This is a genomic window from Nocardioides sp. (genome assembly GCF_030655615.1).
GTDB lineage: Bacteria > Actinomycetota > Actinomycetes > Propionibacteriales > Nocardioidaceae > Nocardioides.
On record NZ_JAURVJ010000058.1, the window covers coordinates 1 to 6,237 of the forward strand.

The following is a 6,237-nucleotide window of genomic DNA, read 5'->3' on the forward strand; positions in this document are numbered from 1 at the left end:
CGCGACCTGCTCGACGCCGCTGGACCCGGTGCGGAGCAGCCGGCGGGCCTCCTGCATCCGGGCCTCGCGCAGCACCTCGGCCGGGCTGCGCCGCAGCTCGCGGCGGAAGCGCTCGCCGAGGGCGGAGCGCGACAGGTGCACGAGGCCCGCCATCCGCTCGACCGTCCAGGCCTCGCCGGGGCGCTCGGTCACGGCCGTCACGACGGCGGTCACGGCCGGGTCGGACACCCGGTCGTCGTCCGTCCGGCCCTCGGACTCGAGCCACGAGGCCGTCATCGCCGCTCCCACCAGGTTGGCGTAGCCCGCCGTCAGGATCGCCGGTCCGCACTGGGTCGCCAGCGGGCACAGCCGGACCAGCTCGGCGATCCCCGCGTGCCGCGCCCCGAACTCCCGCACCACGAGCACGCTCGGCAGCGGGTGCGTCGGGTGGACGAGCGCGAGGTCGTTGACCGCCAGCGTCGTGTCGCTGCAGGCGGTCACCGCGAGGTCGTGGCGGGCCGCGACCAGCACCGCGTCGCCGGCCCTCAGGTGGTGCACCGCCCCGGCCGCCTCGAGCCGCGCGGCGCCCTCGACGACCAGCAGCCAGCGTGGGCCGCGCTGCTCGGCGTACGTCGCCCCGAGGGGGATCCGCTCGGTGCGGGCCGTCGTCATGCGCCAGGACTGGCGGTCGTCGGTCATGTCCGACCCAGCAAGCGCGGGCGCGGGTGCTATTCCCGTGGGGCCGCCCTACGCCCCCGTGGCCGCCGCACAGGCCACGGCCAGCGCCGCCCCGAGCCGGGCGTTGTGCCGCACCAGCGCGATGTTGGTGACGAGGCTGGCGCCGTCGGTGAGCTCGACGATGCGCTTGAGGAGGTAGGGCGTCACGTCCTTGCCGCCGATGCCGAGGGCGCCCAGGTCGGCGAGGGCGTGGTCGATGACGGCGCCGATCTCGGCCGCCGGGATCTCGTCGGCCTCGGGGACCGGGTTGGCGACGACGATGCCGCTCGTCAGGCCGAGCGAGCGGGCGGCGGCGACGGTCGCGGCGAGCTCCTCGACCGAGTCGGAGCGCGACGGGGCGGCGTACCCACTGGTGCGGGAGTAGAACGCGGGGAACTCGTCACTGCCGTGCACCAGCACCGGGACGCCGTTGGTCTCGAGGACCTCGAGGGTCAGGGCGATGTCGAGGATGCTCTTGACGCCCGCGCAGACGACCGTGACCGGCGTGACGGCGAGCTCGGTGAGGTCGGCGGAGACGTCGAAGGTCTCGGCCGCGCCGCGGTGGACGCCGCCGAGGCCGCCGGTGACGAAGACGTCGATGCCGGCGAGCGCCGCCAGCCGCATGGTCGCGGCGACGGTGGTCGCGCCGTGGCCGCGGCGGGCGACCACGTGGGCCAGGTCGCGGACGCTGACCTTGGCGACGCCGGGATCGCTGGCGAGCAGGTCGAGGTCGGCCTCGGTGAGACCCGCGCGGGGGACGCCGCCGAGCACGGCGATCGTCGCCGGGGTGGCGCCGCCCTCGCGCACGATCGCCTCGACCTCGGTGGCCATCGCGACGTTGTCGGGGTAGGGCATGCCGTGACTGATGATCGTGCTCTCGAGCGCCACAACCGGTCGGCCGTCGGCGAGGGCGTCGCGCACCTCGTCGTTGAACTGGATCACAGCAGGCTCCTCACGAGCTCGTCGGTCAGGTCGGGTCGCACGGTGTGTGCACTGGCGACGGTGAGCGCCGCCGCGGCGTGACCGTACGCCGCCGCCTCGGCCCCGGTGGCGCCGCCCAGCCAGGCGTGCAGGAAGGCCCCGAGCATCGCGTCGCCGGCGCCGGTGACGTCGACGACGTTCTCGACGAAGAGGGCGGGGTGGTCGACGGCCTCGTCAGGGCCGGTGAGCGTCGAGCCCTCGGGCCCGCGGCGCTCCCAGACCATCTCGGCGGCGACGTCGCCCAGCGCGGCGAGCTCGGCCGCGCCCGCCGAGACGAGGAAGAGCCGGCGCCCGCCGAGGACCTCGCGGATGCGGGCCGCCTTGGGGACGCTGACCGGGTCGAGCGCGACGGGGACGGTGCCGGCGAGGTCGAGCGCGGCCCCGAGCGTCTCGGGGCTCAGGTTGCCGTCGAGGACCACGAGGTCGGCCCCGGCCAGCAGGTCGGCGTCGAGGTCGTCGGGACGGAGGTCGCAGTCGGTCATGTCGGAGACGCCGCCGACCAGCTCGCCCCCCACGTCGAGCAGCGCGACGTAGGCGCCGGTGGCGCCGTCGACCTGGCGCACGTGGGTGAGGTCGATCCCGGCCTCGCTGCTGACCTCGACGACCAGGTCGCCGTGCTGGTCGCCGCCGACCGCGCTGACCAGGCTCGTCGGCGTGCCGAGGCGGACGAGGACCTCCGCGATGTTGCGGGCGACCCCGCCCGCGGTGACCGTGACGGTGCCGGGGTTGCTGCTCGCGGGCTCGGCGCGCGCCAGGGGCCGCGCGACGACGTCGACGTTGGCGCCGCCGACGACGACGACCCGGGGAGCACTCACGCCCCGGATCATCCCACCGCCCCCTGAGGCTCGGGTGAGGTCGCGCGATGAGTCCGACTGTCGGTGGCGGTCGTTACTGTCCGACCACGGCAGGACGAGGCGGAGGAGCAGCGATGCCCGACATGATCCGGACCGAAGGACTGGTCAAGCGCTACAAGGAGGTCGAGGCCCTCGGTGGGCTCGACCTGGCCGTGCCCGAGGGCACGGTGCTGGCCCTCCTGGGGCCCAACGGCGCCGGCAAGACCACGGCGGTGCGGTGCCTGGCGACGCTGCTGGTGCCCGACCAGGGCTACGCCGAGGTGGCGGGCATCGACGTCGTCGAGGACCCCCAGGGCGTGCGCCGCAAGATCGGGCTGTCGGGGCAGTACGCCGCGGTCGACGAATACCTCACCGGCTTCGAGAACCTCACGATGGTCGGTCGCCTCTACGGCCTGGGCAAGCAGCGCTCCCGCGAGCGGGCCCGTGAGCTGCTGGAGCGGTTCGACCTGGCCGACGCCGGCGACCGGCCCTCCAAGACCTACTCCGGCGGCATGCGCCGACGTCTCGACCTCGCGGGCGCGCTCGTCGCGGCCCCGCCGGTGCTCATCCTCGACGAGCCGACCACCGGGCTCGACGTACGCGCCCGGCAGCAGATGTGGGAGGTCATCCGCGAGCTCGTCGGCTCGGGCACGACGCTGCTGCTGACGACGCAGTACCTCGAGGAGGCCGACCGGCTCGCCGACGACATCGTCGTCATCGACCACGGCCTGGCCATCGCCCGCGGCACGGCCGACGAGCTCAAGTCCCAGACGGGCGGCGAGCGCGTCGAGGTCGTGGTGGCCGAGGACTCCGACGTCGAGGCCGTCGTCAGGCTGCTCGGCCCGCTCGCCGTCGGCGACGTGCAGAGCGACGAGCGCTCGGTCGGCGCGGCCGTCCAGGACGGCACGGCGGCCCTGCGCCGCCTGCTCGACGAGCTCGAGCGCGAGTCGATCCGGGTGCTCGACATCGGCCTGCGCCGGCCGACCCTCGACGACGTCTTCCTGTCGTTGACCGGGCGTGCGGTCGAGGACGGCGCCCCACCCGAGCCCAGCGAGACCGAGGAGGTCGCCCGATGAGCGCCATGCAGGCCGTCAACGACGGCTGGGTCGTCGCCCAGCGCAACCTGATCAAGATCAAGCGGGTGCCCGAGGTGCTCGTCTTCGTGCTGATCAGCCCGATCATGTTCGTGCTGCTCTTCGCCTACGTCTTCGGCGGCGCGATCGAGCCGCCCGGTGCGGTCAACTACAAGGAGTTCCTGATCGCGGGCATCTTCGCCCAGACGGTCGTCTTCGGCGCGACGTTCACCGGCGCGGGCCTGGCCGAGGACATGCAGAAGGGCATCATCGACCGGTTCCGGTCGCTGCCGATGTCGAGAGCCGCGGTGCTCGTCGGCCGGACGACGTCCGACGTCGTCTACAACGTCCTGTCGCTCATCATCATGGCGCTGACCGGGCTGCTCGTCGGCTGGCGCATCCGCAACGGCGTCGTCGACGCCGCCCTCGGCTTCCTGCTGCTGCTGCTCTTCGCCTACGCGATCAGCTGGATCATGGCGTGGGTCGGCCTGCTCGTCCCGAGCGTCGACGTCGTCAACAACGCCTCGTTCGTCGTCATCTTCCCGCTGACCTTCGTGTCCAACGCGTTCGTCCCGACCGAGTCGTTCGACGGGGTGCTGCTCAAGTTCGTGCTCTACAACCCGGTCTCGACGATCACCCAGGCCAGCCGCGAGCTCTTCGGCAACACCGGCGGCCAGGCCGCGCCCGACGCCTGGTCGATGCAGCACCCGGTCGTCTACACGCTGCTGTGGGTCGTGCTCATCCTGGCCGTCTTCGTGCCGCTCTCGGTGCGGCAGTTCCGGTTGTCGACCTCGAAGTAGCCGGCCGTCGGCGGTGTCGGCGGGTGGTCGGCGGGTGGTCAGCGGGTGATCGAGAGGAGCCGGTCGTCACCGTCGTCCGGGTCGCCGCGCCCGTCGGTGTTGGAGGTGACGACCCACAGCGTCGAGCCGTCGGCGGTGCTGACGGCGTTGCGGACCCGGCCGAAGCGGCCGGTCAGGTGGGCCACGGGCTCAGCCACGGTCGTGACGTCGGCGCCCTCGGGCTCGACCTCCCAGAGCCGTTCGCCCTGGAGACCGGCCAGCCACAACGAGCCGTCCCACCAGGCGATGCCCGACGGCGAGGCGTCGTCGGTGCTCCAGACGGCGGCGGGGTCGACGTACTCGTCGCCACCTCCGGTGCCCTCGACCTCGGGCCAGCCGTAGTTGCTGCCGGCCTCGACGAGGTTGAGCTCGTCGAAGCGGTCCTGGCCGAACTCCGACTCCCACAGCCGGCCGTCGTCGTCGAAGACGAGGCCCTCGACGTTGCGGTGGCCGAGGCTGAGGACGGCCGAGCCCGACGGGTTGTCGGGAGCGGGCTCGCCGTCGAGCGTGAAGCGCAGCACCTTGCCCGACAGCGAGTCGGCGTCCTGGGCGTCGGGCGGGTTCCCGTTGTCGCCGGTGCCGAGGTAGAGCAGGTCGTCGGGGCCGATCACCAGGCCGCCACCCTGGTGGAACGACGCGCCACCGGGGATCCCGGAGACGACCTCCTCGGGCGCGCCGAGCGTCTCGCCGTCCCAGCTCATCTTGACGACACCGTTCTCGGAGTCGCCGGTGCGATAGGCGTAGAGCGTCGACTCGTCCTCGGTCAGCGCCAGCCCGAGCAGCCCGCTCTCACCCTCGGCGCGCACGCCGTCGACCGACCCGACCACGGTGGGCTCGCCGCCGCCGGCCGGCAGCAGCGAGATCTCGGCGTCGTCGCGCGACCCGATCAAGAGCCCGCCGTCCTCGAGCGGCGCCAGGCCCCACGGCGTCACGAGCCCGGTCGCCACCTCGCTGACCTGCAGGTCGTCGTCGGCCGCGGCGTCGTCGGTCGGCTCGGGGCCGTCGGTGTCCTCGGCGGTGCCGGTGCGGGTGTCGGGGTTGGCCTCGTTGTCCGGGTCGTCGGAGCAGCCGACGAACAGGAGCGAGGCGGCGACGGTCAGGGCGAGCACGTGCGGTCGGCGCATGCGACCAGGCTGCCCGACCGGGCCAAGCGGGGTGGGTTCTGCGCCGGAACTGGAGGTTCTCGGTCAATCCTTCGACCGGGAAGCGGGAGTTCTGGCCGAGAACCTGTCCTGCGGGGCAGGCACGTGGAAAACCTCCGCTGAGGCGGTGAATCTCCACCTCCTGCGCCGAAACATCACCCCACCACCAGGAGTTCCAGCGCAGAACCCCCACCGACCACCCCTAGCCCGGCAACCCGCGCGCCCAGCTCCAGGCGTAGTCGGGGTCCTCGCAGGCGAGGCCGCCCTCGCCGAGCTCGAGGGGGGCGAAGGTGTCGACCATGACGGCCGACTCCTCGAAGTAGTCGACGCCGAGCGAGGCCTCGATGGCTGCGGGCTGCGGGCCGTGGGCGTGGCCGCCGGGGTGCAGCGAGATCGAGCCGAGGCCGATGCCCGAGCCCTTGCGTGCCTCGTAGTCGCCGCCGACGTAGAACATCACCTCGTCGGAGTCGACGTTGGAGTGGTAGTAGGGCACCGGCACGGCGAGCTCGTGGTAGTCGACCTTGCGGGGCAGGAAGTTGCAGATCACGAAGTTGTGACCCTCGAAGACCTGGTGCACCGGCGGCGGCTGGTGGACCTTGCCGGTGATCGGCATGTAGTCGTCGATGTTGAACGTGTAGGGGTAGAGGCAGCCGTCCCAGCCGACGACGTCGAA

7 protein-coding genes are annotated in these 6,237 nt (G+C 72.8%); 2 read left to right on the forward strand and 5 right to left on the reverse strand.

All coding sequences use genetic code 11. The features are described 5' to 3' along the window. The 3 genes from Q7T52_RS04950 to Q7T52_RS04960 all read right to left on the reverse strand — a co-directional run. Positions 1-678 (reverse strand): helix-turn-helix domain-containing protein (locus tag Q7T52_RS04950; RefSeq protein WP_370692296.1); only part of this gene is annotated, 678 nt, incomplete at its 3' end. A 48-nt stretch (positions 679-726) separates the two neighbouring features. Beyond that, complete coding sequence (locus Q7T52_RS04955; RefSeq protein WP_304799974.1) at positions 727-1,638, reverse strand: pseudouridine-5'-phosphate glycosidase; 912 nt, start codon at positions 1,636-1,638, stop codon at positions 727-729. Continuing rightward, complete coding sequence (locus tag Q7T52_RS04960; protein WP_304799976.1) at positions 1,635-2,492, reverse strand: PfkB family carbohydrate kinase; 858 nt, start codon at positions 2,490-2,492, stop codon at positions 1,635-1,637. The genes Q7T52_RS04955 and Q7T52_RS04960 overlap by 4 nt, the downstream gene beginning before the upstream one ends. 113 nt (positions 2,493-2,605) lie before the next feature. On the opposite strand from Q7T52_RS04960, the gene Q7T52_RS04965 reads away from it, so the two are divergent. Together Q7T52_RS04965 and Q7T52_RS04970 are read left to right on the forward strand one after the other, a co-directional pair. After that, on the forward strand, positions 2,606-3,586 hold the full coding sequence (locus tag Q7T52_RS04965) for an ATP-binding cassette domain-containing protein (protein ID WP_304799978.1): 981 nt from the start codon (positions 2,606-2,608) through the stop codon (positions 3,584-3,586). Then, on the forward strand, positions 3,583-4,383 hold the full coding sequence (locus Q7T52_RS04970; protein ID WP_304799980.1) for an ABC transporter permease: 801 nt from the start codon (positions 3,583-3,585) through the stop codon (positions 4,381-4,383). The genes Q7T52_RS04965 and Q7T52_RS04970 overlap by 4 nt, the downstream gene beginning before the upstream one ends. 38 nt (positions 4,384-4,421) lie before the next feature. Here the strand turns inward: Q7T52_RS04970 and Q7T52_RS04975 are convergent, their stop codons facing one another. After that, a complete protein-coding gene (locus tag Q7T52_RS04975) occupies positions 4,422-5,546 on the reverse strand; it encodes a sorbosone dehydrogenase family protein (RefSeq protein ID WP_304799982.1) in 1,125 nt (374 codons plus the stop codon). A 220-nt stretch (positions 5,547-5,766) separates the two neighbouring features. Continuing rightward, positions 5,767-6,237, reverse strand: a 471-nt coding sequence (locus Q7T52_RS04980; RefSeq protein WP_304799984.1) for a homogentisate 1,2-dioxygenase domain-containing protein, incomplete at its 5' end; no start/stop codon positions are given.

Coding starts and splice junctions, on each gene's coding strand:
- Q7T52_RS04970 (WP_304799980.1), top strand. CDS start 3,583: ATGAGCGCCATGCAGGCCGTCAACGACGGCTGGGTCGTCGCCCAGCGC.
- Q7T52_RS04965 (WP_304799978.1), top strand. CDS start 2,606: ATGCCCGACATGATCCGGACCGAAGGACTGGTCAAGCGCTACAAGGAG.
- Q7T52_RS04975 (WP_304799982.1), bottom strand. CDS start 5,546: ATGCGCCGACCGCACGTGCTCGCCCTGACCGTCGCCGCCTCGCTCCTG.